Source organism: Cupriavidus basilensis (assembly GCF_000832305.1).
Classification (GTDB): Bacteria; Pseudomonadota; Gammaproteobacteria; order Burkholderiales; family Burkholderiaceae; genus Cupriavidus; species Cupriavidus basilensis_F.
The window spans coordinates 2126125-2142842 of record NZ_CP010537.1 but is presented as its reverse complement, the minus strand read 5'-3'; the positions used below and the strand labels follow the sequence as shown (position 1 = coordinate 2142842).

14 protein-coding genes are annotated in these 16718 nt (G+C 65.5%); 10 read left to right on the top strand and 4 right to left on the bottom strand.

The window, feature by feature from the left end; genetic code table 11:
- The first annotated feature begins 122 nt into the window (after nucleotides 1-122).
- From RR42_RS30165 to RR42_RS40565, 9 genes are all read left to right on the top strand, one after another.
- Complete coding sequence (locus tag RR42_RS30165; RefSeq protein ID WP_043355426.1) at nucleotides 123-1319, top strand: porin; 1197 nt, start codon at nucleotides 123-125, stop codon at nucleotides 1317-1319.
- A 178-nt stretch (nucleotides 1320-1497) separates the two neighbouring features.
- On the top strand, nucleotides 1498-2697 hold the full coding sequence (locus RR42_RS30160; RefSeq protein WP_043355424.1) for a formylglycine-generating enzyme family protein: 1200 nt from the start codon (nucleotides 1498-1500) through the stop codon (nucleotides 2695-2697).
- Between the two features lie 93 nt (nucleotides 2698-2790).
- Nucleotides 2791-4650 carry a sulfatase gene (locus RR42_RS30155; RefSeq protein WP_236702075.1) on the top strand — a complete coding sequence of 620 codons (1860 nt, stop codon included), beginning with the start codon at nucleotides 2791-2793 and terminating at the stop codon, nucleotides 4648-4650.
- An 85-nt stretch (nucleotides 4651-4735) separates the two neighbouring features.
- Nucleotides 4736-6391: a sulfatase-like hydrolase/transferase gene (locus RR42_RS30150; protein ID WP_236702074.1), complete on the top strand. Its 1656-nt coding sequence runs from the start codon at nucleotides 4736-4738 to the stop codon at nucleotides 6389-6391.
- Nucleotides 6392-6453: 62 nt separating this feature from the next.
- Entirely contained in the window at nucleotides 6454-7221 is a 768-nt protein-coding gene (locus RR42_RS30145; RefSeq protein WP_043355420.1) for an SDR family NAD(P)-dependent oxidoreductase, read from the top strand.
- Nucleotides 7218-8096, top strand: a complete 879-nt coding sequence (locus tag RR42_RS30140) for an SMP-30/gluconolactonase/LRE family protein (protein ID WP_043355418.1) — start codon at nucleotides 7218-7220, stop codon at nucleotides 8094-8096. The genes RR42_RS30145 and RR42_RS30140 overlap by 4 nt, the downstream gene beginning before the upstream one ends.
- A 145-nt stretch (nucleotides 8097-8241) precedes the next feature.
- A complete protein-coding gene (locus RR42_RS30135; RefSeq protein ID WP_043355416.1) occupies nucleotides 8242-9762 on the top strand; it encodes a sulfatase in 1521 nt (506 codons plus the stop codon).
- 717 nt (nucleotides 9763-10479) lie between these two features.
- Nucleotides 10480-10854, top strand: coding sequence for a hypothetical protein (locus tag RR42_RS40870; RefSeq protein ID WP_043355415.1), 375 nt, complete (start codon nucleotides 10480-10482; stop codon nucleotides 10852-10854).
- 314 nt (nucleotides 10855-11168) lie between these two features.
- The gene (locus RR42_RS40565; protein ID WP_158408324.1) at nucleotides 11169-11330 is read left to right on the top strand and encodes a hypothetical protein; all 162 of its coding nucleotides are present in this window, start codon (nucleotides 11169-11171) and stop codon (nucleotides 11328-11330) included.
- 143 nt (nucleotides 11331-11473) lie between these two features.
- Here the strand turns inward: RR42_RS40565 and RR42_RS30125 are convergent, their stop codons facing one another.
- The 4 genes from RR42_RS30125 to RR42_RS30110 all read right to left on the bottom strand — a co-directional run bounded on the left by RR42_RS30125 (nucleotide 11474) and on the right by RR42_RS30110 (nucleotide 15464).
- The gene (locus tag RR42_RS30125) at nucleotides 11474-11737 is read right to left on the bottom strand and encodes a hypothetical protein (protein WP_043355414.1); all 264 of its coding nucleotides are present in this window, start codon (nucleotides 11735-11737) and stop codon (nucleotides 11474-11476) included.
- A 98-nt stretch (nucleotides 11738-11835) separates the two neighbouring features.
- On the bottom strand, nucleotides 11836-12096 hold the full coding sequence (locus tag RR42_RS30120) for a hypothetical protein (RefSeq protein ID WP_043355412.1): 261 nt from the start codon (nucleotides 12094-12096) through the stop codon (nucleotides 11836-11838).
- 432 nt (nucleotides 12097-12528) lie between these two features.
- On the bottom strand, nucleotides 12529-13635 hold the full coding sequence (locus RR42_RS30115) for a porin (RefSeq protein WP_043355410.1): 1107 nt from the start codon (nucleotides 13633-13635) through the stop codon (nucleotides 12529-12531).
- Nucleotides 13636-14426: 791 nt separating this feature from the next.
- Complete coding sequence (locus tag RR42_RS30110; protein WP_043355408.1) at nucleotides 14427-15464, bottom strand: AraC family transcriptional regulator; 1038 nt, start codon at nucleotides 15462-15464, stop codon at nucleotides 14427-14429.
- 348 nt (nucleotides 15465-15812) lie between these two features.
- Between RR42_RS30110 and RR42_RS30105 the strand changes: the two genes are divergently transcribed.
- Complete coding sequence (locus tag RR42_RS30105) at nucleotides 15813-16661, top strand: TauD/TfdA dioxygenase family protein (RefSeq protein WP_043355406.1); 849 nt, start codon at nucleotides 15813-15815, stop codon at nucleotides 16659-16661.
- Nucleotides 16662-16718 lie beyond the last annotated feature (57 nt).

Below are 16718 nucleotides of genomic sequence, written 5' to 3'. Positions count from 1 at the left end.
AGCGCCATTGCAGCGCAACCCTGTGGACCTCGCCGTTTGGCCGGTCCAGAGGACATCCCAAGCAGTCGATGGGAAGAACGAGAAGGCGCCCCATTCGCGCCGAAACAATAATATGGAGGAGTATGAAAAGGACTAAATACCTTGCGCGCGCTGCCGCGTTGGTGTCGGCCGCGGGCTGCGCAGGTCTGGCGCATGGGCAGTCGAGCGTGACCATGTACGGTGTCGTCGATCTGCCTATCGGCTACGCCAACAATCTGGCGGCGAGCGCCCCGACCATCAATCCGGTCACTGGCGTGGAGACGAGGCAGCCGGGTGCCAACAGGTTCGGCATACAGGGCGCCGGTGGCATGTCCGGTTCGCGCTGGGGCATACGCGGCGTGGAGGATCTCGGCGGCGGCCTGAAAGCGCTGTTCGTGCTGGAGAGCGGCTTTGCCGCCGATACCGGACAGGTGAACCGCGCGGGAGCCATGTTCAGCCGGCGGGCATTCGTCGGCTTGCAAAGCAGCAGTCTCGGGCAGATTTCGCTCGGCAGGCAAAACACCAGCCTGTATGAGAGCTTGGGAGACTTCATGCCGGCGAAGTTCGCCCCGCTGTTCGAGCCAACCCTGGCGCTAATGGGCGGGACGGCTGGCTCAGGCGCCGTGGACAATGCCGTGAAATATACGATGGAGACCGGCCCGGTTACGTTCAGGGCCCACTACAGTTTCGGTGCCGGGCTGAGCCAATTCGAGATCACGCCGGTTGCGGGTCAAGGCGCGGGAGAAACGCCGGGCCACGCCAAGGACAATACAGCCTATGGCGCTGGCCTGACGTACCTGGGCGCGGGCCTTGGCGCGACAGCAACCTACGATCAGTGGAATCCGGCCGTTACCGTTGGCAGCACCAGCACATCCAGGAAGGCGGCGTTCGCGGCAAGCTATTCATTCGAGCGAACCAAGCTGATGGCTGGCTATCGTTGGGGGCAGATCAAGGACGCGGCAGGCAGAACCCTGGTCCGGGATGATTTCTGGTGGGCAGGGGTCAATTACGACGCCACTGCCGCATTAACGCTGACGCTGGGCTACTACTACGATGTCCGCAAGACGCTGAAGACCAATGCTGCGCAGCCCAACGGCAATCCAGTGAATCCGTGGCAGGTGAACTTCATTGCGGACTATTCGCTTTCCAAGCGTACCGACGTCTATGCGACCGTGGCGTACGTGCGAAATTCCGGCCTGAACCTGGATTCGGCGGCGATCGGATTCGGCAACGGCGCCTATCTAGGCCAGGGGAAGAACAGCCAGACCGGGGCGGCGATCGGCATTCGTCACAAGTTCTAGCGGGTCGAGGCGCGCTACATCCGGCAGGCGGCGCCGATCAGCGACGCCACCTGCCGGCATTCAGCCTTCTATTGCAATGACGGTTTCCATGAAAAGCAGAAAGCGAAGCGAGCCACACGCAGCCAGGCGCGAGCCGGCGGCCGCAGTGTCTGCGCACAGCCAGGTCGGGACGCGATCCATGCCCCGGCGCCTGCGTGCCGCGGCGTGGATCACAGCGGCGATTGCCGTGCCCGCGGCGATCGCCGCCTTGGCCAGTGCCGGCGGATTGCGGGGCGACGCCAAGCCGCTGATTGGCGCAAGCGCTTCGCCGCACATCATCTTTGGCGACGGCGTCAATGGCCCACGCGACATGGCATGGATTGCCGACGGCGATTTCCTGATGGGCAGCGATCACCCGCTGGCGCAGGCCAACGAACGTCCGGCGCACAAGACGCGCGTCCATGGTTTCTGGATGGACCGGCATCACGTGACCAATGCCGAGTTCCGCGCGTTCGTGGCAGCCACCGGCTATGTGACCACCGCCGAACAGAAGCCGGACTGGGAAACGCTCAAGGTGCAGCTGCCACCGGGCACGCCGCGCCCGCCCGACAGCGTGCTGGTGCCCGGGGGCCTGGTCTTTGTCGGCACGGACCGCCCGGTGCCCTTGAGCGACTACGCCCGCTGGTGGCGCTTCGCGCCCGGTGCGGACTGGCGCCATCCCAAAGGCCCGGGCAGTTCCATCGAAGGAAAGGACGCTCATCCCGTTGTGCAGGTCTCCTACGCGGATGCACAAGCCTATGCCAGATGGGTCGGCAAGCGACTGCCGACCGAGGCCGAGTGGGAGTTCGCGGCGCGCGGCGGGCTGGAGCAGGCGACCTATGCATGGGGCGACCAGTTCTCCCCCGGCGGCAAGCAGATGGCCAACGTTTGGCAGGGACAGCAAGCGCACCCCTTTCCCGTGGTGAGTCCCAAGGCCGGCGGTGCGCTCGGCACGAGCGCCGCCGGCACCTTCCCGGCCAATGGATATGGACTCTACGACATGACAGGAAATGCCTGGCAGTGGGTGGCGGACTGGTACCGCGCCGACCAGTTCAAGCGGGCAGCCGGGGCGGACAGGGTGGCGGTCGATCCACAGGGCCCTGCCGACAGCTGGGATCCCTCGGAGCCCGGCGTGCCTGAGCAAGCGCCCAGGCGGGTGATCCGCGGCGGCTCCTTCCTTTGCAATCAGGACTACTGCCTGAGCTACCGCCCGAGCGCGCGCCGTGGTACCGACCCCTACGCCAGCATGTCGCACCTGGGCTTTCGTCTGGTGATGGACCAGGGCAGCTGGCACGCCATGCGGCAACGCCAGGCAGGCCAGTCCCAACCACCGGCCAAGGCTGCCGCGCCAGCCGGATAAGGCCGCCGGGCCTGACAGGCGAATGCAATGGCATCCGGCGGCCGTGTGCTGTGCCTGCCGGAACGAATTTAATCCAACTGGAATCGACGTAGCATGAACGTTCACAACCGCACCAGGAATCCGTTTGCCTGCCTGCCTCGCGCAATGCGCCTGGCCATGCATGGCTTCATGCTGCTCGTGGCCGCGCAGTCGGGACTGCTCCATGCGCAGCAGCAGCCGCAGCCGCAGCCGCAGCAGCAGCGGAATCAGCCCAACATCCTCTGGATCACGGTGGAGGACATCACGACCTTCATCGGCGCGTACGGCGATCGCGAGGTGAAGACCCCCAATATCGACCAGCTGGCCAGGGAAGGGGTGCTCTACACCCACGCTTACCAGACTGCAGGCGTTTGCGCGCCTGCGCGCGCGGCACTGATCACTGGCATGTACCCGACTTCAGTGGGTGCGCAACACATGCGTACCGGGCCCGGGGAGATACAGATGCCCGGGCGCAGCGCCTCCCAGAGGCCGGATGGGCTTCCCGCCACCTACTCTGTCGTGCTGCCCGAGCAAGTCAAGGCCTTCCCGGAGTACCTGCGCAAGGCGGGCTACTACACCACGAACAACCAGAAGCAGGATTACCAGTTCGAGGCGCCCGTCACGGTCTGGGATGAGAACGGACCCGCGGCGTCCTTTCGCAACCGCCCCAAGGGCAAGCCGTTTTTCTCGGTCTTCAACTTCTTCCTGACCCACGAAGTCATGGTGGCCTTGCGCAAGGATCCCTTGCTCAATGATCCGGTCAGCGTGCCGGTGCCGCCGATTTTCCCGGACACGGCGGCCGTACGCGGCGACATCGCTCGCATGTACACCAATATCGAGCTGATGGACCGGCAGGTTGGCGAACTGATCCAGATGCTGAAGGACGACGGCCTGTACGACAACACCATCATCTTTTTCTTTGCCGACAACGGTGGCAACCTGCCGTGGATGAAGCGGGAGCTCCTCGAGCGCGGCACGCATGTGCCATTCATCGTGCGACATCCCGGCGGCCAGCACGGGGGCACTCGCCGGGACGAACTGGTCAGCGGCGTCGACATGGCACCGACGGTGCTTTCCCTGGCTGGCGTGCCGGTTCCGGGCTATATGCAGGGCCAGGCCTTCCTTGGTGAGCAGCGGGCCAGCATACCGCGCCGCTACGTCTTCGCGGCGCGCGACCGCATGGATACCGAGTACGACAGGGTACGGATGGTGCGGGACCAGCGCTATCGCTATCTGTACAACTACATGCCGGAATTGCCGTACTACCAAGACCTGAAGTTCCGCATGAAGCTGCCCATGATGCGTGACATCCTGAAGCTCAGGGCCGAAGGCAGCCTCCCTCCCGCCACGGCCGCATGGTTCAAGACCAAGCCGGTGGAGGAACTCTACGATGCGGAGCAGGACCCATGGGAGCAACACAACCTGGCGGATGACCCGAAGTACAAGAACAAGCTCGAGGAGCTCAGGCATGCGTTCCAGGCGTGGACGGCCAAGGTCGGCGACAAGGGCGGGGTGCCAGAGCGCGAGATGCTCAAGCAGATGTGGCAGGGTGGCAGCGAGCCGCCCGCGACAGCGATTCCCGAAGTGCGCAGGGCCGGCAATGGGGTGGATGGCGTGGATGGCGTGCAGATCGCCTGCGCCACGCCCGGCGCCTCCATTGGCTACTGGATCGAGCGCCCCGCCGCACGCGCCACGGCCGCCACCCACGTGGTGCAGAGTTGGGACTACGAGCGCCTGGCGGGCGAGCTGTTCGGCATGGGCCTTGCCAAGGTCGGGGACATGCGCCCCGTGCCGCCCAGCTGGTCGGTCTATGGCGGCGAGACCATTGCGCTCAGACCGGGAGAGATCCTCCATGTCAACGCGATGCGCATCGGATTCAGGCCGGCTGCGATCGACTACGCGGATGGCGCGGTCGTATCGCCCGCGGCGAAATAGGACGCGCGCCGTAACGGCGCCAGATTCACCTCGAAGAGACAGGGATTAGACAATGGAAGAAGCTTCTAAGACGATGCGGCCTGGGATGACAGTGCGCACAGGCACGGTGCGCCCGGGTTCCCATGAGAAAGCCCCCGGGCGCGGCGCGCCTTGCCTGCGCAAGCTATTGCTGCTGGCCGGCGCCCTGGCACTGGCGGCGCCGCTGTCCCAGGCGCAGGCGGCACCCGACAGCGGCCCGAACACAGGCCCGCATACAGGTCCGCACACTGGCCCACGCACCCGCCCCAACATCATCCTGCTGATCGCCGATGACCTCGGCTGGGGCGATCTCGGCAGCTACGGCCATCCGGTATTTCGCACACCCAACCTGGACCGGATGGCGGCCGAAGGCCAGCGCTGGACCAACTTCTACGTCAGCTCCCCGGTCTGCTCGCCCAGCCGCGGCGCCATGCTGACCGGGCGGGTCGAGACCCGTTCCGGCCTGTACGGCGCGCTCAACAGCGTGGCGGTCGAGGGCGATCCCTACGGCTTCCCCGACCGCGAGACGAGCGTAGCCAGCGTGCTGCACGACGCTGGCTACGCCACCGCGCTGTTCGGCAAATGGCATCTGGGCGACGCACCGCACGCCTATCCCACGCGGCACGGCTTCGATTCCTGGTGGGGCATGCCGATGTCGAACGATGCGTACTTCGCCGGCATTCCCGGCGGCGTCAGCATCGCCGAACTGCGCCAGCGCTTCGCCAATGGCGAGTCGCCCAAGGCGCTGTTCGCCCTGTACTACCGGCAGGCGGTCGCGGCCTTCCGCGATCCCAAGAACGCCTACTGGAACTCGCCGCTGATCGCGAGCGAGCGGGTGGTGGACAACGGCAAGGCCGACTACCGCGACCGCGTGGTCGAGCAGCCGGTGGACCAGCGCAGCTACAACAGACGGCTGACCGACCAGGTCGTCGACTTCGTCGGCCGCAAGCGTAACCAGCCCTACCTGGCCTGGGTGGGCTACGAGAAGCCCCACCTGCCGCATATGCCTGCCCCCGAGTTCGTCGGCAGCAGCAAGGGCGGCCCGGTGGGCGACGCCATCGCGGAGCTGGACCACAGCGTGGGGCGGGTGCTGGAGGCCGTGCGGCGCAGCCCCGATGCCAAGAACACCCTGGTGGTGTTCGTCAGCGACAACGGCCCCTGGATCCTGTACGAGGAGCTGGTGGGGTCGGCCGGCATGCTGCGCGACGGCAAAGGCTCGACCTATGAAGGCGGCGCGCGGGTACCGGCGCTGTTCTGGTGGCCGGGCACCATCCGCCCCGCGGTGGTGGACGGCATCGGCGCTACCTACGACCTGCTGCCGACTTTCGCCGCGCTGGCCAGGGCGCGGCTGCCCGACGCCGCCCTCGACGGCAGCGACCTGGGCAAGACGCTGCGCGAGCAAGCGCCGAGCCCGCGCCAGGTGTTGCCTTACTACTTCCGCGGCCGCCTGCAGGCCTGGCGCGAAGGTGAGTGGAAAGTCAATTTCTACGACGTCAGCGGGCGCAATCCGAAGGGCGGCTTGCAAGCCAAGATGGCCAAGCCGACGCTGTACAACCTGGGCCGCGATCCGGGTGAGAAGTTCGACAAGGCCGCGAGCGAGCCCGAGATCCTGCAGCGCCTGCAGCAACATGCCGAGGCATTCGAGCACTCGATCACGGCGGCGGCGCCGGAGTTCGACCGGGTGACCATCGAGCACGGCACAGCAGGGCTAGGTGCGAACTGAGGCCTCGGCGGCTGGCGCCGCGGGGCTGCCTTCGCCGAATCATGGTAGTACCGGAGATTCAGATGTCTTACGCGATTTACCCTAGCTTGAAAGAGAAGTCTGTCGTCATCACGGGCGGCGGCGGCGGCATCGGCGCGGAAATGGTGGGAGCCTTTGCGCGCCAGGGTGCGCACGTCCATTTCATCGATGTCTGCGAGGTGGGGGCAAGGCAACTGCAAGACGCGCTGACTGCCGAGGGGCTGCATACCGTCTTTCACCCCTGCGACCTGCGGGATATCGGCGCCACCACGGCCGTCTTCGACCGCATCGCGCAGGCCTGCGGTCCGATTGGCGTGCTGGTCAACAATGCGGGCAGGGATGACCGGCACCAGGTCGATGCCGTCACGCCCTCCGATTGGGAGGAGTGCATTGCCGTCAATCTGCGCCATCAGTTCTTCTGCGCCCAGCTGGCCGCCGCCGGCATGCGCACGGCCAGGACGGGCGTCATCCTCAACCTGGGCTCGGCCTCGTGGCATGTCGCGGTGCCCGATCTCTCCATCTACATGACGGCCAAGGCCGGCATCGAGGGACTCACGCGCGGGCTGGCGCGGGATCTTGGCCGCGACGGCATCCGTGTGAACTGCATCGTCCCGGGCGCCGTGCGCACACCACGCCAGACCCTGCTCTGGCAGACAGCGCAGAGCGAAGCGCGGCTGCTCCAGAGCCAATGCCTTCCCGCCCGCATCGAGCCGCGGCACGTGGCGGCCATGGCGCTGTTCCTGGCGTCGGATGACGCGGAGCGCTGCTCCGGGCGCGAGTATTTCGTCGATGCGGGGTACTTTGGCGCATGAAAGACAACCATCCTCTCTGCGTGTGGCAGCTCGGCGCCGAGCTTGGCGAGGGGCCGGTCTGGCACCAAGGCTCGAGCGCGGTCTATTTCGTCGACATCAAGGGCAGGAGAATCCATCGTTTTGCCATCGCGACGGGCGCAATGCGCTCCTGGCCGGTCGATAGCCAGCCCGGCTTTATCGTTCCGCTCGACGACGGGGGGTTCCTGTGCGGCATGCAGGATGGACTCTATCGCTTCGATCCCGCGGACGGTGCTTGCCGCCGGCTCAAGGAGGTGGAGCCTGACCTGCCGGGCAACCGCATCAACGATGGCTTCGTCGATCCCGCCGGCCGGCTCTGGTTCGGCACGATGGATGACGGCGAAGCCGCGCCGAGCGGCTCGCTCTACCAGGTCGGCGACGACGGCCGGACATGGCGCCGGGACAGCGGCTATGTCATCACCAACGGCCCGGCCATGAGCCCGGACGCCCGCACGCTCTATCACGCGGACACCGTCAAGCGCCTCGTCTACGCCTTCGACGTGGGCCAGGACGGCGCGTTGTCGCGCAGGCGCGAATTTGCCCGGCTCTGCGGCACGGGCTATCCGGACGGAATGGCGGTCGACGCCGACGGCCATCTCTGGATCGCCGTCTTTGGCGGGGCAAGGATCGAGCGGTGGTCACCGGACGGCAGGCTGGCCGGTGTGGTTCGCTTTCCGTGCGACAACGTCACCAAGCTGGCTTTCGGCGGCGACGACCTCAGGACCGTCTACGTCACGACCGCGCGCAAAGGCCTGTCTCCGGCGGCGCTCGCGCTGCAGCCGCTCGCCGGCGGGCTGTTCTCGTTCCGCGCGCCGACGAGGGGGCTGCCTCAGATGTCATGCAAGGCGCGGTTCTGACTGGAGGCGCGGCAAGAAGCGGGGCCGCGGGCCGGCCCCTCGGTCCGGTATCGCGGGCGTGCGGCCCGATCAACAGGGGCGCGGCGGCAAGGGTCGGGGTACGCAGACCCGCCCGCATCTCATCAACAAGTGGAGAATTTCAACGATGCGACTGATCTACATTGACATTGACACGCTGCGGCCCGACCACCTCGGCTGCTATGGCTACCATCGCAAGACAAGCCCCAACATCGACAAGCTGGCTGCCCGCAGCGCGCTGTTTCGCAACGTCCATGCGTCGGACACGCCGTGCCTGCCGAGCCGCACCGCCTTGCTGACCGGGCGCTTCGGTATCCACAACGGTGTCGTCAATCATGGCGGCGAAGATGCCGATCCGGTGATCGGCGGCCCCGACCGGCAATTCTGGTCGCAGCTCCATTTCGACAGTTTCCCGTTCCGCCTGCAGCAGGCCGGGCTGAAGACCGTGAGCGTCAGTTCGTTCGCGCACCGGCACTCGGCGTTCCACTGGTACACCGGCTTCGACGAAACCTACAACGTCGGCAAGTTCGGCCGGGAGACGGCCGATGAGGTCCATGCCCTTGCGTCGGACTGGCTGGCGCGGCATGGCAAGGAGGACAACTGGTTCCTGCATGTGCATATGTGGGATCCGCACACGCCCTACCGGGCGGCGCCGGAGTACGGAGAGCCCTTTGCCGACGATCCCTTGCCGGCATGGCTGACGCAGGAGGTGCGCGCGGAGCACTGGCAAGGGTGCGGCCCGCACAGCGCGCAGGAAAGCACGGGCTTCGCGCCGAACGAGGCCGCCCGCGCGTGGTACCCGCGCCAGCCGCAGAGCATCCCGGACATGGCGGCAGTCCGCGCCATGTTCGACGGCTACGATACCGGCGTACTGGTGGCCGACGAGTACGTGGGAAAGCTGCTCGCGCAACTCGCGGAACTGGGCGTCGACGGCGAGACGGCGGTCATGCTGTCCTCCGATCATGGCGAGACCCTCGGCGAGCTCAGTGTCTACGGTGACCACCAGACGGCGGACCAGTTCACCACCAACGTGCCGCTGCTGCTCAAATGGCCGGGCATCGAGGCCGGGCGTGAGTATCGCGCGTTCCACTACCAGATCGATGTCACGGCCACGATCCTGGAGTTGCTGGGCCAGCCGGTGCCCGCATCCTGGGATGGCGCATCGTTCGCGCAGAGCCTGAAAGCTGGGGCCGATGAAGGGCGTGACCACCTTGTTGTGTCGCAAGGCGCATGGACCTGCCAGCGCGGCGTGCGCTTCGGGAACTGGATGATGATCTGCACCCTGCACGACGGATACCACCTGTTCGACGACGTCCTGCTGTTCGACCTGGAGGCCGACCCCCATGAGCAGCGCAACCTCGCCGATCACCGGCCCGACATCGTAGAGAAGGGGATGGGACTTCTGAGGGCCTGGGAGGCGGAAATGCTGCCCACAGCGGCGCGTGGCAGAGACCCGCTCGTCAATGTTGTGAAGGAAGGCGGCCCCTATCACATCCGCGGGAAACTGCGGGCCTACCTGGATCGCCTGAGGGAAACCGGGCGGGAGGCCAAGGCCGACGCGCTCGCCCTGAAGTACGCGGAGGATCTGCAGCGGCCCGCCGAGCCGGGCAAGCCGCCTTTTCCAATTCGTAATCTCCGCCTTGTTTGAGTCTTGGGTGGCGGCCTCCCGGTTGTCGTGGCGCGATGCGTCGCCAACTTCGGGTGATCGGTCGAATGGTGCGAAATCTGGCGGCAGCCCCCCCTGCAAAATCGCTCTCGGCAACACTTTGCGATTTCACTGCTCTTGTGAAATCGGCCGTCTCACTCGCCCTTGAGACCGAAGCGTATTCTCATCGAAACCGCCACGCTCTCGCTCGGACAACACCGGCGCGAGCGATCGGGCGCAGGGGGCGCTGCGCACGCCGCTGGCCGACTACGCCGTCAATTGCACGCCGCTTGGCAGCCGGGTAACACTATGCGGGCGCGCTGTGGCGCAGGGCGTCGAACTGGTGATGCGGGACGACGTCCCGGGCATCTCACCTGACCCGAGAAGCCTTGCTGCGCACGGCGGTGCGTCCTGCTACCGCCATTTCTTGCACGGAAAGACGATCACCCCATGCAGCGCCACCTTGGCCTCCAGGTTGCGCTCGGCCTGGCGTGCCACCCGTCTTTCCTCAAACCTTCCCCCGAGTCACTGATCACCGTGCATTGCACCGCCAGAGCGCCTGGCGGCGTGCCGCGGTGCTTGCGCTGCGGCGGCAGGACCATAGCCCACGCGCAGTCGCTTTGGGGTGGCGCCCAAGCCAATGTCAGAACTTGTCAGCTTTGCACGCGAAATGCTCGATAGGATTGGCACCTGTGAAAAAGTGACCGATTCCCGTCTTCAATGAGCTGCTATCCCTCTCGCTTCCCCATCCGCGCCGCCACCGGCGCGCGGCAACTCGCTGGCCTTTGCCTGACCGTCCTGGCCGCTGCCCCCACCTTGGCGCAGGTGCCGCCCGACGCTGGCGCGCTGCGCCAGCAGATCGAACCCGAGCTGCCGCCGGCCTTGCCGCGTCCGGTGGCGCCGGACCGCGCGGCTGCGCCGCCGCCGCTGCGCCAGCACGGCGAGGCCACCGTCACGGTGACCGCCTTCCGCTTTGCCGGCAACAAGCAGATGAGCGAGGCGCAACTCGCGCCGGCGGGTGCGCTGCCGGTGCAAGCGGTGATGACGGTGGGCGATGTGCGCGTGCCGCTGGTGATCACCGAGCGCAACCAGTAAAGACGCGATGTAACACAAGACGGGCGCAAGGCGTCCAGGCCTCGCCCGGCCACGGCAAGGTAGCCGTGGCCGGGCCGGCCGCCTTCCTGCCGGCCCAGGTCATCCTGCGCACGGACAGGCTGTTCGGCGACGACGTGGTGTATCGACGCGCTTTATGCTCAGCATGACCTCGGCGGCAGTGCCGCCGTTGGCGCTGCCGTGGCAGACGGTGCATCGGCGCGTGCCGACCGGCCTGGACTTCGGCCGCGACTATCTGTCTTGGCAGCCGCAGCCTGTTCGAGCTCGCTGGTCTGCTCGGCAGCCTGGGCTTCGTCGTGTTGCCGTACTGGCCGCTTCCGGAATATCACAGTGACTTCCACGGCCGCTACTACGCGATGCCGGGCCTGGTGCTGCCGCCCTGGCTGGCGCTGCCGTATGTCTATTTCGTCGACCGGCTGCGGCGCACGATCCACTCCGGGCGACGGAGCAACCGATAAAGTACTTCCAGGCGAGTCGAGCCGTAGCCTTGCTGTGGTCTTGGGCAACTGTTCAGAAACGCAGCAATTCGACTTCAAGAACGACAATGGCGAGATGCGCAGCGTTACCTTGCCCATCGCCGCCGAGCGTGTCGTGGCCCGATTCAAACCTTGGCGTGGGTGGCAGCCCATTGCGACGGGTTGACGTCGATGCTCAGCGGGCCGAAGCCGGAGCCGATCACGCCGACGTTGTTGAGCGTGTTGACATTGATGCTTTGCAGCTGGGCGATGTTCTGGTTGACGTTGACATTGACGTTGGCCGCCGGGCCCAGTCCTTGCAGCCAGGAATTGCCGCCGCGCACCGCGGTCATGGACTTACTGTCGAGTTCCTGGTTCAGGGCGAGGTCGCGCACGATGATGGCTGACATGTTGGTTCTCCTTGGCTTCACGGGATGACTTGAAATGCGCTTGATTGGCTGGTTGGCAGCGGAGGGGGGCGAGGCCGCCTCCGCTTGCGCCGGGCCGTTCAACGATAAATGTTGTTTTGGGCGTTCTGCGTCGAGGTGACATGGGACTTGATGTCGTCGACGAAGGCCGCGTTGTTGCCGTTCATGTTGACGACGTTCTGCGTCTGGCCGATCAGTTGCTCGGCATTGAAGGTCGAGTCGATCTTGACCGCGCTGAAGATGGGCAGGAAGGGCACGAAGCCGCCGCGCACGGCGCGCATGGCGCGGGCGTCGAGTTCTTCGGTGACCGACAGGTCCTTGATGGCGAGGGTGGTAGTCATGGCAGTTCTCCTTGGGAGCGATTGGGACGTTGGTTCATCTGGGTTGAGCATCTGTGCTGCGCTCGGGAGGTACAAACGCATGGAGTGTGCCAAGGCGGGCCATGTCATCGAAAATCGCCCGCAAACGCAGGCTGGGCTTGGGAAGAAATTATTCGGAGTGGGGAAAATGGCGCCAACGCACGGTGCGCGGTGGCTTTGACCTGGTGGGCGCAAACCAACAGAACAACACAGGGTGTTTGCCATTGCGCGACACGCTGATCCCGTAGATCGGAAAGCGGGAGGCCGAGCGGGAGGCGCCGATACCGCTCGATGCCAATGGCCCGGCAGGTTTCGATGAGCGAGTAGAGGTTAGCGCTGGCCATCGCGCCGCCGACGAAGCCCGACAATAGGAAGTTCCTGCGGCTGATGTGGTCTTGCCGCGCGGGGCCAGGGTCAGAAGTTGTGGCGCATGCCTAGCGCGAAGGTCTGCGGCCTGGCGCCGGCGGCCACGCCGATGCCGTTGATGGCAAAGTCGTAGAGGGCATTGCGCTGGTTGTCGATGCGGCTGTAGTACGCATACAGCGCGGTGCGCCGCGACAGCGGATAGTCGTAGCCGAAGGTGAGCTGCGTGGCGCTCGTCTTCGGCCCTGCGTGGAAGAAGCCCACGGTCTCGGTGGCATCCGCCGTGCCGTTGGCGGCGAAGGCGAAGCCCAGGCGCACGCTGCCCGGCCCCAGCTTCTGCACCACCGAGGCGTAGTAGCCGTTGCGGGACAGGTCACCGGTGGCGGTGCGGTAGTGCAGTCGTTCATAGACCAGCGCGATTCGCGTGGTGGCGAACTGGTAGGCCACGCCCGCCTTGATGGCGTCGTCGTTACGGCCGGCCACCTGGTAGTGCTGGTGGACCTCATAGGCCAGGGTCAGGTTGAGTGGCCCTGCGTCGTAGGCGGTGGCGAAGGAGTAGAGCGCCGGGTTGCGCGGCGCCGTATTCCTCTCCTCTGGCAAGCCCCAGGCCAGCGCGCCGCTCAGGCCGTGCCACACGGGCGAACGGTATTGCAGCGTGTTCTTCTGGCGTCGGTCGAAGGAACTGGTGTCCTCAATGTTGTCCGTGCTCGACGCCGAGCCGTTGCCGATCAGCGCCATGTAGCCGGCCGTGGTCGGGTAGTAGGGGTCGTAGCCCATGGTGGACTCGGTGTAGGGGGTATGCCAGTTGCCGCCGAAGATCGTGCCGAACGGGCCCTGCAGGCCCAGCCGCGTGTTGCGGCTGGCGATCTGGCCCTGGCCGTTGTCGATGGACAGGCTGCTCTCGATCTGCCAGATTGCCTTGAGCTCGCCGCCAAGGTTCTCCTCGCCCATCAGTCCGAACACGGAGCGGTTGTTGGTCAGCCGGGCGGCACCGCCACGCACCTTGCCTTCGGTGGCTGTGCTGGCGCGGGTGTATTCCAGGCTCGTGTTAAGGCGGCCATAGATGGCGACAGTGCTTTGCGCCCACGCGAGCGGCGTGGCGGCCGCCAGGCCCGCCAGCAGGCCGACCGCGCTCAGCCAGGTGCGTGGCTGCGGCATGCACGGGCGGGACCGGGTTCTTGCTTGATTTTGCATTATGGATTTCACTGCGCGATGGCAATGCGTGGGGAATGAATGGGATGGCGGCGTGCGGTTGGATCCGCGCGCGTGACCAGGCCGTGGTGCTCGCGCAGGCGAGCCGGACAGACAACGGTAGCGACAGCGCAATCGGCAGCAACGCGCCCCAGAAGCCCAGCACCAGGTGTGCCGCCGCGCCAAGCGCGAAGCCCGGCAACGCAGGCGTAGCCTTGCGCATGTGTGCATGGATGGCCGCCTTTTGCTCGGAGCCGGTGTGGCGCGCGTCGAGCACCCTGGTCGGGTGCGGCGCGGGAGTGTGGCGGATCTCTGCGCAAGCACCTCGAACGAAGGTTAAAGCTGCGTGGTGCTCATCGCCATTGTCTCTTCGTATTAGTCAGCCGTTGCGGGGCGCATAGGGACAGGACGGTCATGGCGGGTTGCTGCTGGTCAGGCGCGGCTCAACGCGCCCGCGTTCGGGCGTCCCGTGGACTTCCCCGCCTTTGCCGCCGATGGCCAAGGCCCGGAAAGAAGATGGGTGCAGCGCCGCTCCAAGCACCGATCCAAGCGCAGTTCTGCGCAGCGTATGGCGCCAGGGATATCTGCTGCCAGGTCAGCGCAAGGCAAGGCAAGGCGCAGGGGCAGGGGCAGGGGCAGGGGCAGGGGGCGTCTATTGTCCTTTGGTATGTGGCGATCATACTGGCGAGCCTGGCCAGAAACTGGACTACCTCGGTGCGCAGGTTACTGTGGGAGAGGGCGACGAGAGAGGGCGAAGATCAGCCACGTTGCGGCAATGCATTTGCGACTGCCTGTGAGGTTTTCTTCCAGCTCGACACCGTCATGCCAAAGTGCTTTCTGAACCAGAAAGCGAAAGCGCTGGAGCTTGAGAAACCGAGCAGGTCGGCGAGTTCGGCGAGGGAGCGATCGCTGTCGAGGATCTGGCGGGAGGCGAGTTCAGCTCGGACCGCCTGGAGCAGTGACAAAAAACTCGTGCCTTCCGCAACGAGCCGGCGATGCAAAGTTCGGCGATCCACGCCAAGGTGCTTTGCCACCTGGTCCGACGTACACCTGCCCCCGGGCAACATGGCAACCACGACCTGCCGAACGGTGTGCGTCGCACTCTCATTGGATCCAGACAAGGCCTGGTCGAGAAAGCGACGGACGTATGGCGTCATACGGTAGTCATTGGCCGGCATGGGCGTCGCGAGGTCCTTTGCGGCACAGACGATGCCATTGAAACTCGCATTGAATTCAACCACCGAGCCGAACAGCGCTTTGTGACACGTGGCACCGTGCGGTTGACGGTGCTCGAAACAGACGCTTCGGGGCCGCCAGGTTGGCCCCAATAGTTCCTGGATCGTGCGATATAGCACGCCCACGGCCATTTCAATGGACTGCCGCACCGGATACTTGCCGGTGGCCAGGATATCTTCGCGAATCAATACGGCATCGCCGAAGTCTTCAATGCTAGTCAGCAGCGCCGCATTGATCAGGCGCATATAGCGACACAGGTTGTCCAGCGCCTGCCTGGCGTTAGGTGCTTCTCGCATCACAAAACTGATCGGGCCCAGGTTGGCCAGCCGCCGGTCCCTGGCCAGCCGCAAGCCAAAGTCTTCCACGCCTGTCATCGATGCGCTGTCCTCAAGCAGCTGGCGCACCGCCATGGAAGTGACCGGCATGTCGGGATCGAGAAGGCTTCGAGGACTCAACCCCACCTTGCGCAGCATCGCCTCAGGGTTAAGTCCATGGTGGCGCGCCAGTTCCGTATAGCCGGTAAGACTCGCGCTTCGGATCAAGGGTGTGTAGCCGGGCATGGGCGTGTCCCAATTTAGACATTGAATGTCCCAAATAATACATCGCATTTGGTCTTGCAGAGATAGTCTTCCGATGTGGATCTGATGTGGCTCTGATCCCCGATGTCCGGCGGCGCGAGATCAATGGCACACAGCGTGGCTTCAGTCTTCAAGCCGTCTTTCTGGCAGTACAGAGCCCGCGTTGCACCACAGACCGAGCAAAACGTTGGCGGTAGCTCTCAACGCAAGAGCCGCCCGACCAGCGCTACGCGCCGCATGTAGCGGGGCGTGCCCACCGCGACCTTGAGTCCCGCAAGACGACGGGCCCGTCCGTGGTGGTGATCTGAACAAAAAAGAAGGAGACAAACCATGCATATCGAACCGCTGACGTGCGCCATCGGTGCCGAGCTCGTGAACGTGGACCTGGCGGACGCCGTGCACGACGATGGGCTGTTCGCCGAGATCAGGGCCGCGCTGCTCAAGCACAAGGTGCTGTTCCTGCGCGACCAGGACATCACGCGCGCCGAGCATGTGGGCTTCGCGCGCCGCTTCGGCGAGCTCGAGGACCACCCCGTGGTCGGCAGCGACCCGGATCACCCGGGCCTGGTGCGCATCTACAAATCGCCAGAGGCTCCCAACGATCGTTACGAGAACGGCTGGCATTGCGACGCCACCTGGCGCGAGACGCCGCCAATGGGCTGCGTGCTGCGCTGCGTGGAATGCCCGCCGGTGGGCGGCGACACCATGTGGGCCAACATGGCGCTGGCCTACGAGAAGCTGCCCGACCAGGTCAAGCTCCAGATCGCCGGCCTGCGTGCGCGGCACAGCATCGAAGCCACATTCGGTGCGGCCATGCCGATTGAGACGCGCCTGGCACTCAAGGCCCAGTACCCGGATGCCGAACATCCCGTGGTGCGCACCCATCCCGAGACCGGCGAGAAGGTGCTGTTCGTCAACGGCTTCGCCACCCATTTCACGAACTTCCACACCGCGGCCAACGTGCGTTACGGCCAGGACTTCACCCAAGGCGGATCGGCGCTGCTGCAGTACCTGATCGGCCAGGCCTTGATCCCCGAGTATCAGGTGCGCTGGCGCTGGAAGCCGAACAGCATCGCCATCTGGGACAACCGCTCGACGCAGCACTACGCCGTGATGGACTACCCGCCCAGCCATCGCAAGATGGAGCGCGCCGGCATCATCGGCGACAAGGTGTTCTGACCCTCGCTCCCGCTGGCCCTATCCCTTTGTTCCTTCCCCTTTCCCCTGGAGACACGC

What these genes read in the sequence shown, in the direction of transcription:
- RR42_RS30110 (WP_043355408.1), bottom strand. Translation starts at nt 15,464, where the DNA reads ATGCCCGGCTACACACCCTTGATCCGAAGCGCGAGTCTTACCGGCTAT.
- RR42_RS30120 (WP_043355412.1), bottom strand. Translation starts at nt 12,096, where the DNA reads ATGACTACCACCCTCGCCATCAAGGACCTGTCGGTCACCGAAGAACTC.
- RR42_RS30140 (WP_043355418.1), top strand. Translation starts at nt 7,218, where the DNA reads ATGAAAGACAACCATCCTCTCTGCGTGTGGCAGCTCGGCGCCGAGCTT.
- RR42_RS30150 (WP_236702074.1), top strand. Translation starts at nt 4,736, where the DNA reads ATGACAGTGCGCACAGGCACGGTGCGCCCGGGTTCCCATGAGAAAGCC.
- RR42_RS30105 (WP_043355406.1), top strand. Translation starts at nt 15,813, where the DNA reads ATGCATATCGAACCGCTGACGTGCGCCATCGGTGCCGAGCTCGTGAAC.
- RR42_RS30165 (WP_043355426.1), top strand. Translation starts at nt 123, where the DNA reads ATGAAAAGGACTAAATACCTTGCGCGCGCTGCCGCGTTGGTGTCGGCC.
- RR42_RS30155 (WP_236702075.1), top strand. Translation starts at nt 2,791, where the DNA reads ATGAACGTTCACAACCGCACCAGGAATCCGTTTGCCTGCCTGCCTCGC.
- RR42_RS30160 (WP_043355424.1), top strand. Translation starts at nt 1,498, where the DNA reads ATGCCCCGGCGCCTGCGTGCCGCGGCGTGGATCACAGCGGCGATTGCC.
- RR42_RS30125 (WP_043355414.1), bottom strand. Translation starts at nt 11,737, where the DNA reads ATGTCAGCCATCATCGTGCGCGACCTCGCCCTGAACCAGGAACTCGAC.
- RR42_RS30135 (WP_043355416.1), top strand. Translation starts at nt 8,242, where the DNA reads ATGCGACTGATCTACATTGACATTGACACGCTGCGGCCCGACCACCTC.
- RR42_RS30115 (WP_043355410.1), bottom strand. Translation starts at nt 13,635, where the DNA reads ATGCCGCAGCCACGCACCTGGCTGAGCGCGGTCGGCCTGCTGGCGGGC.
- RR42_RS30145 (WP_043355420.1), top strand. Translation starts at nt 6,454, where the DNA reads ATGTCTTACGCGATTTACCCTAGCTTGAAAGAGAAGTCTGTCGTCATC.
- RR42_RS40870 (WP_043355415.1), top strand. Translation starts at nt 10,480, where the DNA reads ATGAGCTGCTATCCCTCTCGCTTCCCCATCCGCGCCGCCACCGGCGCG.